The organism is Achromobacter aegrifaciens, from assembly GCF_902859965.1.
In the GTDB taxonomy this organism is placed as follows: Bacteria; Pseudomonadota; Gammaproteobacteria; order Burkholderiales; family Burkholderiaceae_B; genus Achromobacter; species Achromobacter aegrifaciens.
Genome location: NZ_CADIKO010000003.1, coordinates 1,155,180 through 1,169,491 on the forward strand (window position 1 = coordinate 1,155,180; position 14,312 = coordinate 1,169,491).

12 protein-coding genes are annotated in these 14,312 nt (G+C 67.3%); 9 read left to right on the forward strand and 3 right to left on the reverse strand.

Going from position 1 to position 14,312, the window contains the following annotated elements:
• Positions 1–5: 5 nt before the first annotated feature.
• From HV793_RS24365 to HV793_RS24390, 6 genes are read left to right on the forward strand one after another with little or no spacing between them, the layout of a single operon-like run.
• Positions 6–998, forward strand: coding sequence for an ABC transporter permease (locus HV793_RS24365; protein WP_175214036.1), 993 nt, complete (start codon positions 6–8; stop codon positions 996–998).
• The gene (locus tag HV793_RS24370) at positions 988–1,929 is read left to right on the forward strand and encodes an ABC transporter permease (RefSeq protein ID WP_175214037.1); all 942 of its coding nucleotides are present in this window, start codon (positions 988–990) and stop codon (positions 1,927–1,929) included. The genes HV793_RS24365 and HV793_RS24370 overlap by 11 nt, the downstream gene beginning before the upstream one ends.
• 24 nt (positions 1,930–1,953) lie before the next feature.
• Positions 1,954–3,147 (forward strand): amidohydrolase family protein, encoded by a 1,194-nt coding sequence (locus HV793_RS24375; protein WP_175214038.1) that lies wholly within the window; start codon positions 1,954–1,956, stop codon positions 3,145–3,147.
• A complete protein-coding gene (locus HV793_RS24380) occupies positions 3,147–4,634 on the forward strand; it encodes an amidohydrolase family protein (RefSeq protein ID WP_175214039.1) in 1,488 nt (495 codons plus the stop codon). The genes HV793_RS24375 and HV793_RS24380 overlap by 1 nt, the downstream gene beginning before the upstream one ends.
• Complete coding sequence (locus HV793_RS24385) at positions 4,631–5,665, forward strand: ABC transporter ATP-binding protein (RefSeq protein ID WP_119450505.1); 1,035 nt, start codon at positions 4,631–4,633, stop codon at positions 5,663–5,665. The genes HV793_RS24380 and HV793_RS24385 overlap by 4 nt, the downstream gene beginning before the upstream one ends.
• A complete protein-coding gene (locus HV793_RS24390; protein WP_175214040.1) occupies positions 5,655–6,638 on the forward strand; it encodes an ABC transporter ATP-binding protein in 984 nt (327 codons plus the stop codon). Before HV793_RS24385 ends, HV793_RS24390 begins: the two co-directional genes overlap by 11 nt.
• Positions 6,639–7,579: 941 nt before the next feature.
• Here the strand turns inward: HV793_RS24390 and HV793_RS24395 are convergent.
• The 3 genes from HV793_RS24395 to HV793_RS24405 form a co-directional block, all read right to left on the reverse strand.
• Complete coding sequence (locus HV793_RS24395; RefSeq protein ID WP_054451153.1) at positions 7,580–8,857, reverse strand: TRAP transporter large permease; 1,278 nt, start codon at positions 8,855–8,857, stop codon at positions 7,580–7,582.
• A 36-nt stretch (positions 8,858–8,893) separates the two neighbouring features.
• Complete coding sequence (locus tag HV793_RS24400; RefSeq protein ID WP_054451154.1) at positions 8,894–9,394, reverse strand: TRAP transporter small permease; 501 nt, start codon at positions 9,392–9,394, stop codon at positions 8,894–8,896.
• A gap of 101 nt (positions 9,395–9,495) precedes the next feature.
• Positions 9,496–10,470, reverse strand: a complete 975-nt coding sequence (locus HV793_RS24405) for a TRAP transporter substrate-binding protein (RefSeq protein WP_175214041.1) — start codon at positions 10,468–10,470, stop codon at positions 9,496–9,498.
• 103 nt (positions 10,471–10,573) lie between these two features.
• Between HV793_RS24405 and HV793_RS24410 the strand changes: the two genes are divergently transcribed.
• From HV793_RS24410 to HV793_RS24420, 3 genes are read left to right on the forward strand one after another with little or no spacing between them, the layout of a single operon-like run.
• Positions 10,574–13,105, forward strand: a complete 2,532-nt coding sequence (locus HV793_RS24410) for an ABC transporter permease (RefSeq protein WP_175214042.1) — start codon at positions 10,574–10,576, stop codon at positions 13,103–13,105.
• Positions 13,105–13,527, forward strand: coding sequence for a group II truncated hemoglobin (locus tag HV793_RS24415; protein ID WP_054451157.1), 423 nt, complete (start codon positions 13,105–13,107; stop codon positions 13,525–13,527). The genes HV793_RS24410 and HV793_RS24415 overlap by 1 nt, the downstream gene beginning before the upstream one ends.
• A complete protein-coding gene (locus HV793_RS24420; protein WP_119450500.1) occupies positions 13,517–14,254 on the forward strand; it encodes a 3-deoxy-D-manno-octulosonic acid kinase in 738 nt (245 codons plus the stop codon). Before HV793_RS24415 ends, HV793_RS24420 begins: the two co-directional genes overlap by 11 nt.
• Positions 14,255–14,312: the final 58 nt, after the last annotated feature.

The window sequence follows — 14,312 nt, forward strand, 5'->3', positions numbered from 1 at the left end:
CGCACATGCTGGCATTCATAGTGAGACGGGTCTTCAACGCGGTCGGCGTCATGCTGGCGGTGGCGCTGATGGCCTTCGTGATTTTCCGGTTCGTCGGCGACCCCGTCGACATGATGCTCAACGAGCAGGCCTCGCAGACGCAGCGCGATGAATTGCGCGAACGCCTGGGTCTGAACGCCTCGGTGGGCATGCAGTTCGTGCACTTCGTGACCAACGCGGCGCAGGGCGAGTTCGGCATTTCCTACCGCAACCAGCAGGACGTATTTGCGCTGGTGGCCGAACGCTTCCCCGCCACGTTCGAACTGGTCCTGATGGCGACCCTGCTGTCGCTGGTCATCGGCGTGCCGCTGGGCGTGCTGACCGCCATCTACCGCAAGTCGCACCTGGCGCAGGCGCTGCAGTTCGTTTCCATCCTGGGCATATCGCTGCCCAGCTTCGTGGTCGGGATCATGCTGATCCTGATCTTCTCGGTGCAGCTGGGCTGGCTGCCGGGCTTTGGGCGCGGCGACACGGTGAAGATCGGCTGGTGGACCACCGGCCTGCTCACGCCCTCGGGCCGCGCCGCGCTGGTGCTGCCGTCCATCACGCTGGCGCTGTTCCAGATCACGCTCATCATGCGCCTGGTGCGGGCCGAGATGCTGGAGACGCTGCGCACCGAGTTCATCAAGTTCGCCCGCGCGCGCGGCCTGCCGGATCGCATCGTGCATTTCCGGCTGGCTCTGCGCAACTGCCTGATGCCGGTGATCACCGTGACCGGCATGCAGATCGGCAACCTGATCGCCTTCGCGCTGATTACCGAAACGGTCTTCCAGTGGCCCGGCATGGGGCTGCTGTTCATCCAATCGGTCATGTTCGTGGACATCCCCGTCATGGCCGCCTATCTGGTGATCGTGTCCTTCATTTTCGTGGCGCTGAACACGCTGGTGGACATGATGTACGGCGTGGTCGACCCGCGCCTGCGCAGCCAGCACGTCAAGGGAGGCGCCAATGCTCACTAAGCCATTTTCCGCAACGGGGCAGGGCCGGCTTGCCCGCTTCCTGCAGAGCGACCTCTGGTGGAGTTTGAGGCGGGACTATGTGGCCATGGGCGCGGGCATCGTGCTGCTGGCGGTGGTGCTGCTGGCCGTGTTCGCGCCCTGGATCGCGCCGCAGAATCCCTACGACCTGGCGCAGCTGGACCTGTTGAACGCGGAGCTGCCGCCTGTGTGGGAGGCCGGCTCGGACCCGCAGTTCCTGTTGGGCACGGACACGCAGGGCCGCGATGTCTGGTCCGCCATCCTGTACGGCTCGCGCATGTCGCTGGTGATCGGGTTGGCCACGGTGGTGCTGTCGCTGGCCATCGGCCTGCTGGTGGGGCTGGCGGCGGGCTATTTCGGCGGCTGGGTCGACAACGCGCTGATGCGCCTGGGTGACACGCTGCTGAGCATCCCGACGATCCTGGTCGCGATTTTGGTGACGGCGGTATTCCGCCAGCTGTTGCCGCCCGGCATGCGTGAAACGTTGTCGGCCGTGATCCTGATCCTGGCCATCTCCATGACCAACTGGGTGCAATACGCGCGTACGGTGCGGGCTTCGGCCCTGGTGGAGCGCGGCAAGGAATACGTGCAGGCGGCGCGCCTGATCCGCGTGAGTTCGCTGCGCATCATGCTGACGCACATCCTGCCCAACACGCTGACGCCGGTGATGGTGACGGCCACCCTGAACCTGGGCCTGGCGATCCTGATCGAGGCCACGCTCAGCTTCCTGGGCGTGGGCATGCCGCCCACCGAACCGTCGCTGGGCACGCTGATCCGCCTGGGCAACCAGTTCCTGTTTTCGGGGCAGTGGTGGGTGGTGGTGTTTCCCGCGCTGTACCTGAGCCTGATCGTGCTGGTGGTGAACCTGCTGGGCGACTGGCTGCGCGACGCCCTGAACCCCCGCCTGCGCTGAACGCAAACCGACAAGAGTAGAACCATGGAAAACGCAACGCTGTATACCCAAGTCCGCCCGGCCGGCGGCGAGATGACCTCGGTGCTGGTGCGCGACGGCCGCATCCAGGCGCTGGGCGGGCCGGCGCCCGCCGGCGTGCCGGTGGTGGACGGGGGCGGCGCGCTGATGCTGCCGGGCCTGATCGACGCCCACGCGCACCTGGACAAGACCATGTACGGCATGCCCTGGTACCGCAACGAGGTCGGCCCGCGCCTGATCGACAAGATCGAGAACGAGCGCGCCGAGAAGAAGCGCCTGGGCATCGATCCGTACCGCCAGTCGGCCCGCCAGTTGGTGATGTCGATCGGCGACGGCACCAGCCATATCCGCAGCCATGTGGACGTGGACACGGACATCGGACTGGGCGCGATCGAAGGCGTGATGCGCGCGCGCGAACAGTATCGCGACCAGATCGACGTGGAGATCGTCGCGTTCCCGCAGAGCGGGCTGCTGATCCGCCCGGGCACGCTGGAACTGATGGACGAGGCCTTGCGCATGGGCGCGGAAGTGGTGGGCGGGCTGGACCCGGCCAGCATGGACCGCGATCCCAAGGGCCATCTGGACGCCATCTTCGGGCTTGCACAGAGGCATGGAAAGCCCATCGACATCCATCTGCACGAAGCGGGCGAACTCGGCGCGTTCTCGATGCAGATGACCATAGACCGGGTGCTGGCGCTGGGCATGCAGGGCAAGGTCACGCTGTCGCATTCCTTCTGTCTGGGCATGCCCGACACGCAGGCGGTGCAGGCCCTGACGGAAGGTTTGCTGAAGGCCGGTGTGCACATCATGACCACGGGCTCGGCCTCGCGGCCGGTGCCCAATGTGGCGAAGCTGCACGCGGCCGGCGTCACGGTCTGCACGGGCAACGACGGCATGCGCGATACCTGGGGTCCCTACGGCAAGCCCGACATGCTGGAACGGACCATGCTGGTGGGCCTGCGCAACAACTTCCGTCGCGACGACGAGCTGGATCTGGCGCTGCACGTGGCGACCTACGGCAATGCGCAGGTCATGGGCCTGTCCGACTACGGTTTGGCGCCAGGCTGCCACGCCGACTTCGTGCTGGTGGACGCCGAGACGGTGGCCGAAGCGATCGTATCGCGCCCGCAACGCAAGCTGGTCGTCAAGGGCGGGCGCGTGGTCGCGCGCAACGGCCGGGCGCTGGCGGAGGCGCCGTGATGAGCGCGCCGCAAGGTCCCATCCTGCTGACCGCCCGCTGGGTGGTGGGCCACGAGAACGGCCGCCATTGCCTGTACGAGAACGGCGAGGTGGTGTTCGAGGGCGACCGCATCGTCTACGTCGGCCACCGCTACCCGGGGCAGGTCGCGCAGCGTCGCGACTATGGCCGGGCGCTGATCGGCCCGGGTTTCGTGGACCTGGATGCGCTGTCCGACCTGGACACGACCATCCTGGGCTTCGACAACTCGCCCGCCTGGAAGAAGGGCCGCATCTGGCCCGAGACCTACATGAAGCGGGGGCCGTACGAGATGTATACGGCGGCCGAACTTGCATTCCAGAAGCGCTACGCGTTTGCCCAGCTGATACGCAACGGCATCACGACGGCGCTGCCGATCGCGTCGCTGTTCTACCGGGTTTGGGGCGAGACCCGCGATGAATTCCTGTCTGCGGCCAATGCCGCCGGCGAGCTGGGCCTGCGCGTCTACCTGGGACCGGCCTATCGCAGCGGCCATACATATGTGGACGCCGGCGGCACGATCCGCTGTCATTACGACGAGGCGCGCGGCTTGGCGGGACTGGAGGCGGCCCTGGCCTTCTGCGACGAAATCGAAGGCCGTCATAGCGGCCGCGTGCGCGCCATGCTGTCGCCCGACCGCATCGAAACCTGCACGCCTGCGCTGTTGCGCGCATCGGCTGCGGCGGCGCGCGAGCGGAATATCCCGATCCGGCTGCATTGCTGCCAGTCGCGCCTGGAGTACGACCTGGTGCTGGAGCAGCATGGCATGAGCCCGCCGGAATGGCTGCAAAGCCTGGACTTCCTGTCCGAGCGCGCTTTGCTGCCGCATGGCACTTATGTGTCGGGTTCGCGCCATATCGAACGGCCCGGGCGCGACCTGGAGATCATCCGCGACGCCGGCGCCAGCATCGTGCATTGCCCGCTGGTGTCGGGGCGACATGGCGCCACGCTGGAATCGTTCGCGCGCTACCGCAAGCTGGGCGTGAACATCGGCATGGGTACGGACACCTGGCCGCCCGACATGGTCCTGAACATGCAGGTGGGCATGATGCTGTGCCGGGTGGCCGACGGCTCGACCGAGGCGGTCCGCTCCGAGGACTACTACGACGCCGCCACCGTGGGCGGGGCTGACGCCCTGGGCCGTCCGGACCTGGGCCGGCTGGCCGTGGGCGCCAAGGCCGACATCGTGGTGTTCGATTTTTCGCACGACCGCAACGGCCAGCTGATCGATCCCATTCAGACGCTGATGGTGAGCGGCAGCGGGCGCGACGTGTCGCAGGTCGTGATCGACGGCCGCTTCGTCATGGTGGACGGGCGGATCCCCGGCTTCGATGCGCGCCTGGCGCAAGAGCAGGCGCAGACGCAGTTCGACGGGCTGGTGGCCCGCTACCCTGACCGCACCTGGGGGCATCCGCCGGCCGAGCAGATTTTTTCCTCCAGCTATCCGCGTCCCGCAAGGAGTCCGTCATGATGGCCCTCGTTCCCAACTCCACGCAGCCGCCGGCCGCGGCCAACACCGCGCCGACCCTGTCGGTGCGCGGCCTGTCGGTCGAGTTCCCGACGCGCCACGGCGTCCTGGTCGCCACACGCGACATCAGTTTCGACATCCAGCCGGGCGAGATCCTGGGCATGGTCGGCGAATCCGGCGCCGGCAAGTCGCTGACCGGCATGGCGGTGATCGGCCTGCTGGAGCCGCCCGGGCGGCTGGGCGGCGGCGAGATCCACCTGGCGGGCAGGCGCATCGACAACCTGCCGCCCAAGGCGCGCCAGCGTTTGCGCGGCAAGGAAATCGGCGCGATCTTCCAGGATCCGCTGACCAGCCTGCATCCTCTGTTCACGGTGGGCGACCAGTTGGTCGAGACGATCCGCCACCATGACAAGGTGAGCGCCCAGGCCGCGCGCCAGCGGGCGCTGGAGCTGCTGCTGGCCGTGGGCATCCCGGCGGCGGACAAGCGCATCGATCACTATCCGCATCAGTTCTCCGGCGGCATGCGCCAGCGCGTGGTGATTGCGCTGGCCCTGGCGGCGCGGCCGGCGCTCATCATCGCCGACGAGCCCACCACGGCGCTGGACGTGTCGGTGCAGGCGCAGATCACGGCGCTGTTGCGGCGCTTGTGTCGCGAGCAGGGCACTTCGGTGCTATTGGTGACGCACGACATGGGCGTGATCGCCGAGACCGCGGACCGCGTGGCGGTGATGTATGCGGGGCGCATCGTCGAGATCGGACCGGTGCTGGACGTGCTGCGCCGCCCGGGCCATCCGTACACGCAGGGCCTGATGAATGCGATTCCCGGCCTGCGCCAGCGCGCTGCCCGGTTGAACCAGATCGACGGCGCCATGCCGCGCCTGCACGCCATGCCCGACGGCTGTGCTTTCCACCCGCGTTGCTCGATGGCGGGGCCGCGTTGCGGCCAGCAGCGCCCGCCGCTGGCCGCATCTCCGGCCGGCGCCACCGTCAGCGCCTGCTGGCTGCATCAAGGAGGAGTCGCCCATGCCGCTTAACGATGATGTGTTGTTGCGGGCCGATGACCTGGCCTGTTGGTTCGACGTGTCGCCGCCCTGGCTGGAACGCACGTTGTCGCGTCAGCCCGAGCAGACCTTGAAGGCGGTGGACGGGGTGTCGCTATCCGTGCCGCGCGGTACAACTTTGAGCATTGTGGGCGAATCGGGCTGCGGCAAGTCCACGCTGGCGAAGCTGCTGGTTGGGCTGGTGGCGCCGAAGCGCGGAACGCTGCGCTACGGGCGCAACCGCAAGGGTGGCGTGCTGCATCCGCAGATGATCTTCCAGGACCCCTACGCCAGCCTGAATCCGCGCTGGCGGGTGGGCAATATCGTGGCCGAACCGATCACGACGCTGGGCTTGCGAGCCACGCCGGCGGAAACGCGACGAAGGGTGGACGAGCTGCTGGAACTGGTTGGCCTGTCCGCCAGCGACGCCGGCCGCTTTCCGCACGAGTTTTCGGGCGGCCAGCGCCAGCGGATTTCGATCGCGCGGGCGCTGGCGACGGAGGCGGAATTCCTGGTGTGCGATGAACCGACCTCGGCGTTGGATGTGTCGGTGCAGGCGCAGATCCTGAACCTGATGGGGGATCTGCAGAAGGAGTTCGGGCTGACTTATGTGTTCATCAGCCACAACCTGTCGGTGGTGCGGCACGTGTCGGACAGCGTGGCGGTGATGTATCTGGGGCGCATCGTGGAGCAGGCGCCTGCGGATCAGCTGTTCGACTCGCCACAGCATCCGTATACGCGGATGCTGCTGGATACGATTCCGGACCTGGATGATCCGCGGCGGGATCGGGAGCCGATGGGGGGTGAGGTGCCTAATCCCATCTTGCCGCCGTCGGGGTGTACGTTTCATCCTCGGTGTTCGATGGCGCGGGAGCAGTGCAAGATGGAGGCGCCGGTGGTTGTCGGGGTGGGCGGGCGGCAGTTACGGTGTCATGCGGTGGCTTGGGATGTGGTGCGGGCCGCTTGATCGTTGTTTGCTTGTTGCGTCCTGGTTCTTAAGGCGCCAGCCGCGCCGTGGGCCTGGGGCGAGCGGGGCAACGATTGCGGTCCGGAGCGTTCGCTCCGGACTGCCCCGTCGTCATCTTCGTCACCGCCTTCGGCGGTTCCTTCAGATTCCCTCGGGCTTATCGACGCCCCGCTCGCCCCAGGCCCACGGCGCGGCTGGCTCCGGCGTTTGAAACTTGACGTCAATCGGGGGGGGGCGGTGTTCTTGGCGTTCTGGTCACGGGCGGTGAGAGATGGCGGGTCTTGCGGGGCCCGCCCCATGCCGGCCGCCCGGGCGGCCTCGTGGGGCTTACGCGGTGTCTTGCGATTTGCAATGACGCTGCGCACTGTTGGTGGTTGATTTCGGATGCCAATACACAGTGGGCCAACAATTGGCATTTCAACTCCGCCGCCAATGAGTACAGGTCGGCCAAATCGCCATGTCAACTCCGACGCCGGATGGGTGGCGCGCGCGAACGGATCTCGATGCGTGAACGGCTGCTCGCCGCGCGCCACCCATCACCGCCCACACCCCAGATGCAGGTGCCATTAGCAAACAGTTCCCCGTATTCGCGCAAGCGCAGACAGCCACGACGCCCATCAACACGTATGCTGCTTGCGGCCGCCCGCGCGGCCGCAAGCAGCGGGCAACGCAAGACTCGCCACCAACCACAGGTCTAGCAGCGCAACAGGCCAAGAATTCGGTAGCTCGCCGGCGCGGGCGCCTTGGCGGCGAGCAACCTCGATGCGCCCGAGGGAATCTGAAGGGAGGGCCGCAGGCCCGGACGAAGATGACGAAGGGGCAGTCCGGAGCGAAGGCTCCGGACCGCAATCGTGGGCGCTCGCCGCCAAGGCGCCCGCGCCGGCGAGCGGCCTACGAAGAAGCCCTGACGCCCGCCACTACAACAGAACCTGCAAACAGACCTACTTAGCGTAGACCAGATCCCGCAACCCCAGCGACAACCCCGGCCAATAAGTAATGACCATCAGGCAAACAATCACCACCCCCACAAACGGAATCAACGGCTTGATCAACCTCTCCAACGGCAACTTGGCCACCGCGCAAGCCGCGAAAAGATTCACGCCGAACGGCGGCGTAATCATCCCCAGCGCCAGGTTCACCACCATGATGATCCCGAAGTGCACCGGCTCCACGCCGAATTTCAGCGCCACCGGCAGCAGCAAGGGCGCCAGCACCACGATGGATGCCGAGGTTTCGATGAACATGCCGATCACGAACAGCGCCGCGTTCACGCCCATCAGGAAGGTGAACTTGGTGTCGAAGATCTGCGCCAGCCACACGCCCAGCGCGTCCGGGATGCCCGCGCGGTTGAGCAGGAAGCTGAAGATGCCGGCATTGGCGATCACGAACATGATCACCGCCGTCGACACCACCGACTTGTGCAGCGTGGCGGACAGCTGCTTGAAGCTCAGGCGGCGGTAGATGAACTTGCCCACCACCACGGCGTACATCACTGCCACGACCGAGGCTTCGGTTGGCGTGAAGATGCCGCCGTAGATGCCGCCCAGGATGATGACCGGCATCATCAGCGCCAGCCAGGCGTTCTTGAACGCAGGCCACAGCGGCAGGCGGCCTTCGCCGTCGCGCTTGCCCAGGTTGTTGCGCTTGGCGTAGAGCCAGACGTAGAGCATCAGCGCCACGCCGATCAGGATGCCCGGCATGACGCCGGCGATGAACAGTTCGCCGGTCGAGGTGTCGGTGGACACCGCGAACAGGATCATCGGGATCGAAGGCGGGATGATCACGCCCAGTTCCGCCGCGCTGGCCTGTAATGACGCCGCGAAGGGCGCCGGGTAGCCGTGCCGGATCATGGCGGGAATCAGGATCGCGCCCACCGCGAAGGTGGTGGCCACGCTGGAGCCGGCCACGGCGGCGAAGATCATGCAGGTCAGCACGCAGGTGCAGGCCAGGCCGCCCTGGATGCCGCCCACCACGCTCTTGGCGAACTCCACCATGCGTTCGGAGATGCCGCCGGCTTCCATCAGGTTGCCGGCCAGGATGAAGAAGGGGATGGCGACCAGCGGGTACTTGTCCAGCGCGGCGAAGAGTTGCTGGGCCACCACCACCCAGGGCAGGCCGGCAGCGCCGACTCCCGCCAGGCTGGCCAGGCCGATCGACACGGCGACCGGCACGGACAGCCCGAAGAAAATCAGCATCGAGACAATCATTAATTGGGACATGGCGATATCTGCTGCTTATGTTCTGTGGGGGGCGGCTCAGCCTTGCGCGTCGTTGCGCACAGGCACGTCGTCTTCTTCGCCGGCGCACCAGCGGGCCAGCACGGCGATGGCGGCCAGGGTGGCGCCCACGGGGATGGCCAGATAGATCCAGGAAATCGAAATGTCCAGGCTCGGCACGGTCTGGAAGCGCACGCGGTAGGTCATGTTGCCGCCAATCCAGGCCAGAAAGCCGAGGAATCCGGCGCAGATCAGGCCGATCACGGCTTCGAGCACGCGGCGGCGCGTGCCGCCCAGCAGGTTGCGCAGCAGTTCCACGCTGATCATGGCGCCGTGGCGAAAGGCCAGGGCCACGCCCAGCAGCACGGTCCAGATCAGGAGGGCGCGGGTCAGCACCTCGCTCCAGTCGGCCGGGGAGTGCAGCACGAAGCGCGCGATGACTTGGTAGAAGGCGGCGGCCGCGGCGGCCACCAGCAGCAGTTGGGCAAGGACCGAGACCAGTTTGAACAGGCCGCGGTCGAAGGCGCAGAGCAAACGCATGATGAATCCCGTTGGCGTTGTACGCAAAGGATGGGAACAAAAGCGGCGGGACCGGGATCCCGCCGCCAAGGGGATGCGCCCCGGATCGGGGCGACCCCTGCTTACTTGGTGTCGCGGATCGCGTCGATCAGCTTCTTGTCGAACTTCTTGTAGTACTCGGGGTAGGCGGGCTCGACGGCGGCGGCGAAGGCGGCGCGGTCCACTTCGGTCACCTGCATGCCTTCCTTCTTCAGTTGTTCGACGCCCGTCTTCTCGATGTTGTCCACGTAGGCGCGCATGGCCTGGGCGGATTCCTTGCCAGCCTTGTCGAAGTTGGCCTTGTCCGAGGCCGACAGGCCCTCGTACACGTTGGCCGACATCAGCACCAGGGCCGGGCCGTAGACGTGGCCGGTCAAGGACAGGTATTTCTGCATCTGCGACAGCTTGGCCGAGGTGATCACCGACAGCGGGTTCTCCTGGCCGTCGATGGTGCCTTGCTGCAGGGCGGTGGCGACTTCAGGCCAGGCCATGGGGGTCGGCAGGATGCCGATCTGGCGGAAGGCCGTGATGTGGATCGGGTTTTCCGTGGTCCGGATCTTCAGGCCCTTGGCGTCGGCCGGCGTCTTGACCGGGCGGACGTTGTTGGTCAGGTGGCGGAAGCCCTGTTCGCCCCAGGCCAGGGCGATGATGCCGCGGCTGGGGAACTTTGCCAGCATATCTTGTCCGATCTTGCTGTCGAGCACGTTGCGGGCGTGCGGCAGGTCGCGCAGCAGGAAGGGGATGTCGAACACGCCGGTTTCGGGAACAAAGTTCAGCGTGGCGCCGGTGGACACGATGGCCAGGTCGATGGTGCCGATCTGCAGGCCTTCGATCACTTCGCGTTCGCCGCCCAGCGCGCTGTTGGCGAATTGCTGTACCTTGTACTTCCCGCCCGTGGAGGCTTCGATGGACTTGGCCAGCGCGTCGGCGCCGGCGCCATAGTGCGAGGACGTGGACAGCGCGTAGGCCATCTTCAGGGTGTTCTGCGCCACGGCGGGCAGGGCGGTTGCGGCCGTGCAGGCGGCCAGTATCGTGGCGGCAAGCCAGGATTTACGCATCGTCTTCTCCAGGTTTTGAGTATCTTTATGGGTGGCTTAGCCTCCCGCCCCGGGATGATATCGGGATTCGGCCCCGATCTAGGCCGTTGGTTAACATTGTGGAATGATGGATTTCCCTGATACGTCACGGGCCAGGCGCCCAGGTTTTTGGTCCACCTTGCGCCAGGGCGCCAGGATGATGATGCGCGACGCCCGCGCCGGGGAACTGCGGCTGCTGGTGCTGGCGCTGGTCGTGGCGGTTGCCGCGGTGACCAGCGTCGGCTTCCTGGCGGACCGGGTCGGCCGGGCGCTGGAGCGCGACGCCGGGCAGATGCTGGGCGCCGACCTGGTGCTGGACGCCGACGAGCCGGTGCCAGCGGTCTTCATGGATCAGGCCCGCGAACGCGGTTTGGCCGTCTCCAGTACCTGGCAGTTTCCTTCCATGGTCGGAGCCGGAGACGGCACCCAACTGGCTGCGCTGAAGGCGGTGGAGCCGGGCTATCCGCTGCGCGGCGCCCTGCGCGTGGCGGGCGCACCGTTCGAACCCGATGCCCCGACTCGCGATATTCCGCCTGAAGGGGCGGTCTGGGTGGACGCCCAATTGCTGTCCCTGCTGAACCTGAAGGTGGGCGACACGCTGAACGTGGGTGACGCCCACCTGCGGGTGGACCGCGTCATTACCTATGAGCCGGACCGTGGCATGCAATTCGTCAACGTGGCGCCGCGGGTGCTGCTGCGCGCCAGCGATCTGCCCGCCACCGGCCTGATCGCGCCGGGCAGCCGCATCGGCTATGCCATGCTGGTTGCGGGCCAGCCCGACGCCGTGGCGGGCTACTCGACGTGGCTCAAGCAGAATCTGAAGCGCGGCCAGAAGGTTGCCACCCTGGAGTCCGGCCGGCCCGAAGTGCGCCGCACGCTGGACCGGGCGCAGCGCTTCCTGTCGCTGGTCGCGCTGCTGGCGGTGCTGATATCGGCCGTGGCCGTGGCCCTGGCCGCCGGCCGCTACATGACGCGCCACCGCGACGGCATCGCGGTCATGCGCTGCCTGGGGGCGGTGCAGTCGCAAGTGTCGCGCATGCTGACGCTGGAGTTCACCCTGGTCGGCCTGTTCTCGTCGGCCGCGGGCTGCCTGCTGGGTTATGCGGTGCATCAGGTGCTGGTCATGCTGCTGGGTTCGCTGATCGATACCAGCTTGCCTGCGCCCTCGGCCATCCCGGCCTTGCAGGGGCTGTTGACCGGCCTTTTGCTGTTGCTGGGTTTTGCCTTGCCGGCGCTGGCCCAGCTGCGCCACGTGCCGCCGGCCCGGGTGCTGCGCCGCGACGCCGACGCGCTCAGCGCGCGCAGCGCCCTGGGCTATGTCCTGGGGGCCGCGGGCTTCGCACTGCTGATCTGGTGGTTTGCCGGCGACGCCAAGCTGGGCGGCGTGGTGGCGGGCGGCTTCTTGGGAGCCTTCGCCGTGTTCGCGCTGGTGGCCTGGCTCTGCATCCTGGGCCTGGCACGCGTGCGCCGGCTGGCCGCCGGCCTGCCGGCGCTGCGTTTCGCGCTGGCTGGCGTAGTGCGCCGGCGCGCCGCCACCATCACCCAGGTGTGCGCTTTGGCGGTGGGCCTGATGGCGCTGTTGTTGCTGACCATGACGCGCACCGACCTGATCCAGGGCTGGCAGCGGACCTTGCCGCCGGACGCACCCAACCGTTTCCTCATCAATGTGCAGCCGGACCAGCGCCAGGCCGTGACCGACGCGCTCACCCGCGAAGGCCTGGGCCGCATCACGCTGGCGCCGATGGTGCGCGGGCGGCTGATCGCCATCAACGGCAAGCCCGTGGGGCCGGACGACTACGAGGAGCCCCGCGCCAAGCGGCTGGTGGACCGCGAGTTCAACCTGTCCTATGGCGACGAATTGCCGTCTTCCAACCGTATCGAGCAGGGCCGCTGGCTGGAGCCGGGCGCGTCCGAGGTGTCGCTGGAGTCAGGCCTGGCCAAGAGCCTGGGCCTGGCGCTGGGCGACAAGATGACCTTCGATGTGGCGGGGCAGCAGGTCGAGGCGGCAGTCACCAGCACCCGACGGGTCGATTGGGATACGATGCGCGTCAATTTTTTCGCCATCCTGACGCCCGCCGCGTTGGCCGACATGCCCCAGAGCTGGATCACGTCCTTCTACCTGCCGCCCGAAAAGGCCTCGGTCCTGCCCGCGCTGGTGCGCGAGTTCCCGAACCTGACGGTGTTCGACGTAGGCGCCATCCTGCAACAGCTGCAATCAGTACTGAACGAAGTGGGGAAGGCCGTTCAACTGTTGTTCCTGTTCACGCTGGCCGCCGGCGTGCTGGTGCTGTCCGCGGCGCTGACGGCCACGCGCGACGAGCGCATGCGCGAAGCCGCCGTGCTGCGCGCTCTGGGCGCCACCCGTAGCCAGCTGGCGCGCTCCCAGCGCATCGAGCTGTGGGCCGTGGGTGGCCTGGCTGGTCTGCTGGCAGCGGCCGGCGCCACCGCAATCGCTTGGGCTTTGTCAACGCAGGTCTTTGATTTCACTATTACTCTTAGCCTTTGGCCGTGGCTGGCGGGCATCGCCGCGGGCATGTTGGGCGCCTGGGCCGGCGGCGCCCTGGCCCTGCGCGGCGTGTTGCGCACGCCGCCCCTGGTCACCCTACGAGAAACCTGATGCCGACGCGCGTCCATACGATTACCGAACCCGTGGAAAACTCCAGCAGCATTTTTGACCTACTTGGCGGCGAGCCGGGCGTGCGCGCCCTGGTGGACCGCTTCTATGACCTAATGGACATGGAGCCCGACCTGAAGGAGCTGCGGGCGGCCCATGGTCCCAGCCTGGACCAGGCGCGCGACAAGCTGTTCTGGTTTCTTTGCGGTTACTTTGGCGGCCCGGACCACTATATAGAACGCTTCGGCCATCCCCGGCTGCGCGCCCGCCACCTGCCGTTCTCGATCGGTGAGGTCGAGCGCGACCAGTGGGTGACCTGCATTGGCCGGGCCATGGAAGACCAGGGGATCGAACCGGCCCTGGTCGAACGCCTGCTGCAGTCCTTCTACGGCGTAGCCGACTGGATGCGCAATCGTGAAGGCTGAAGGCGATTCCCGATCCGGTGAACGGCGCCAGGCCTGGTCCGGCCCCCTGGGCGGAGCCATGCTGAGCGATCCCTCGCGCCTGACAGAAGCCGGCCCGGACCTGTTCAACCCGGCGCACTATGGCGACCGGGCGCGGCCGGTGGATGCCGGCGGACGCCAGGCCGCCTGGTTCGTGCAGGGGGCGGGCTGGCAGGGCGTGCTGCGCCGCTACCGCCGCGGCGGGATGATCGCGCGCATCAGCCGCGACGCCTATCTCTGGAACGGCGAGGCCCGCACCCGCAGCTTTCGCGAATACCGCCTGCTGGCCGCCATGCGCGCCCAGGGCCTGGCGGTGCCTGCGCCGCTGGCCGCCGCCTATTGGCGGCAAGGTCCGATCTACCGCGCCGCCATCGTGGTCGAGCGCATTCCCGGCGTGCGGCCGCTGGCCCACGTGCTGGCCGAGCCGGTCTGGCAGGCGGCGGCCGAGGCCATCGTGCGCATGCACCGGGCGGGCGTCTGGCATGCAGACCTCAATGCCTTCAACATCCTGGTGGGCAGCGACGGTCGCATCTGGCTGATCGATTTCGACCGCGGCACGCAAGGTTCCCTGTCCGACCGCCAGCGCGAGGCCAACCTGGAACGCCTGCGCCGTTCGCTGCGCAAGGTTGCCGGGGAAGAGGGCGAGCGCTTCTGGCTGCGCCTGCGCGACAGCTACTGGACGGCCTGGGGCGTGGGGATCCAGCCCTGATCCCGGCGGGGGCGGCCAAATGCCGCCATCTGGCCCAAATCGCGCCAATCACCCGGCA

What these genes read in the sequence shown, in the direction of transcription:
- HV793_RS24365 (WP_175214036.1), top strand. Translation starts at nt 6, where the DNA reads ATGCTGGCATTCATAGTGAGACGGGTCTTCAACGCGGTCGGCGTCATG.
- HV793_RS24370 (WP_175214037.1), top strand. Translation starts at nt 988, where the DNA reads ATGCTCACTAAGCCATTTTCCGCAACGGGGCAGGGCCGGCTTGCCCGC.
- HV793_RS24375 (WP_175214038.1), top strand. Translation starts at nt 1,954, where the DNA reads ATGGAAAACGCAACGCTGTATACCCAAGTCCGCCCGGCCGGCGGCGAG.
- HV793_RS24380 (WP_175214039.1), top strand. Translation starts at nt 3,147, where the DNA reads ATGAGCGCGCCGCAAGGTCCCATCCTGCTGACCGCCCGCTGGGTGGTG.
- HV793_RS24385 (WP_119450505.1), top strand. Translation starts at nt 4,631, where the DNA reads ATGATGGCCCTCGTTCCCAACTCCACGCAGCCGCCGGCCGCGGCCAAC.
- HV793_RS24390 (WP_175214040.1), top strand. Translation starts at nt 5,655, where the DNA reads ATGCCGCTTAACGATGATGTGTTGTTGCGGGCCGATGACCTGGCCTGT.
- HV793_RS24395 (WP_054451153.1), bottom strand. Translation starts at nt 8,857, where the DNA reads ATGTCCCAATTAATGATTGTCTCGATGCTGATTTTCTTCGGGCTGTCC.
- HV793_RS24400 (WP_054451154.1), bottom strand. Translation starts at nt 9,394, where the DNA reads ATGCGTTTGCTCTGCGCCTTCGACCGCGGCCTGTTCAAACTGGTCTCG.
- HV793_RS24405 (WP_175214041.1), bottom strand. Translation starts at nt 10,470, where the DNA reads ATGCGTAAATCCTGGCTTGCCGCCACGATACTGGCCGCCTGCACGGCC.
- HV793_RS24410 (WP_175214042.1), top strand. Translation starts at nt 10,574, where the DNA reads ATGATGGATTTCCCTGATACGTCACGGGCCAGGCGCCCAGGTTTTTGG.
- HV793_RS24415 (WP_054451157.1), top strand. Translation starts at nt 13,105, where the DNA reads ATGCCGACGCGCGTCCATACGATTACCGAACCCGTGGAAAACTCCAGC.